Origin of the sequence: Candidatus Frankia nodulisporulans, from assembly GCF_902806475.1 — a bacterium.
In the GTDB taxonomy this organism is placed as follows: Bacteria; Actinomycetota; Actinomycetes; order Frankiales; family Frankiaceae; genus Frankia; species Frankia umida.
This window is the reverse complement of the sequence record NZ_CADCWS010000498.1, coordinates 1-1084: the sequence shown is the minus strand read 5'-3', so window position 1 is coordinate 1084 and position 1084 is coordinate 1. Positions and strand designations below refer to the sequence as shown.

The 1084-nt window shown below is 68.7% G+C and carries 2 protein-coding genes; one reads left to right on the top strand and one right to left on the bottom strand.

What is annotated here, in order from left to right:
- Positions 1-387 (bottom strand): hypothetical protein (locus tag G6R24_RS21120; RefSeq protein ID WP_225438894.1); only part of this gene is annotated, 387 nt, incomplete at its 3' end.
- A gap of 290 nt (positions 388-677) precedes the next feature.
- Between G6R24_RS21120 and G6R24_RS21115 the strand changes: the two genes are divergently transcribed.
- Positions 678-881 carry a DUF5703 family protein gene (locus G6R24_RS21115; RefSeq protein WP_163550860.1) on the top strand — a complete coding sequence of 68 codons (204 nt, stop codon included), beginning with the start codon at positions 678-680 and terminating at the stop codon, positions 879-881.
- Positions 882-1084: the final 203 nt, after the last annotated feature.

Here is a 1084-nt window from a genome sequence, read left to right as displayed (position 1 = left end):
TTTTTCCTTCGCGATCTGCGCATCAAACTCCGCGTCAGCACGTTCCCGCAGCCGCTCGACCCGTTCCACGCTTCGCCTGTCCAGGTCCTCTTGTTCGGACTCGGATTCGTACTGCGCGGAAAGCTCGTTCACGGCGTCACGCTCGTCGCGGGAGTTCCAGGTGCTGGAGAAGTCGCCGTTCCAGTCGACTGGGCGTAGCGAGGGGCGCTCGTACGGGCGTGGAAGGTTCTGGGTCTCGTCCTCGGCCGCTGCCGTGGTGTCGTCGGCCGCCGTCGTAGGTTCGGCGGCCGAACCCGGATCGCGCTCTGGGTCAGGGTCGGACGGGGCGTGCGGCACGAGGCGTCCTCTCGTCGTATCGTGCTTGCCGTTGGTGCTGCCGGTAATCATCCCACTGCTCCGGGTTCGTCAACCAGGCACGGCCGGAAGCGGTTCCGCGGAACCGTCCGGGTGGGGTGGCCGGCGGCGGTTCCGCGGAACCGTCAGGGTGGGACGGCCGGGGGCCGCGGGGTGGATCGGCGGATATCTGGTTGGAAACGGGCCGGCATCCCTTGCGGCAGGTAGCGGGACGGTTAACGTGGTGGGACCGCACGGTGGTCGGCGGCGTCGCCGTACCGTCGGGCGCCTGCCGTGGTTCGCCGTCGTCCCGCCGTCCGCTCGTCGTACAAGGTCAGGTCGCGTTGGCTGGAGTCGAGCTCGAGTACCAGAAGCTGTACATGCCGCCGGGCACGGACCGCCGGGCCGCGGTGCAGATCCTCACGATGCACGCCGAGTTCGGGGACTGGGAACTCGACCGACTCCGGCTGTTCCCGGACGGTTCCCGCCGCGCGATCCTGCGCCGTCGGCGGCGCCCCGGTGGGCTCCCCGGTTACCTTCCCACCTAGGCGTTTCCTCGTGGATCCGCGGACTGGCGCCGGCCAGAGTCCGAAGTGTGGTCGCTGGGCACCCCGCACTCGCCGGCGATCGACGGTCGATGGGTCGGGCCGAGGCCGGATGCCGAGGGTTATGCGGCCGCATGCCGAGGGTCAGTTGGAAAATCGGTACCGGAATCCTCGAACAACCCTCGGCGTCTCATGATCACAACCCT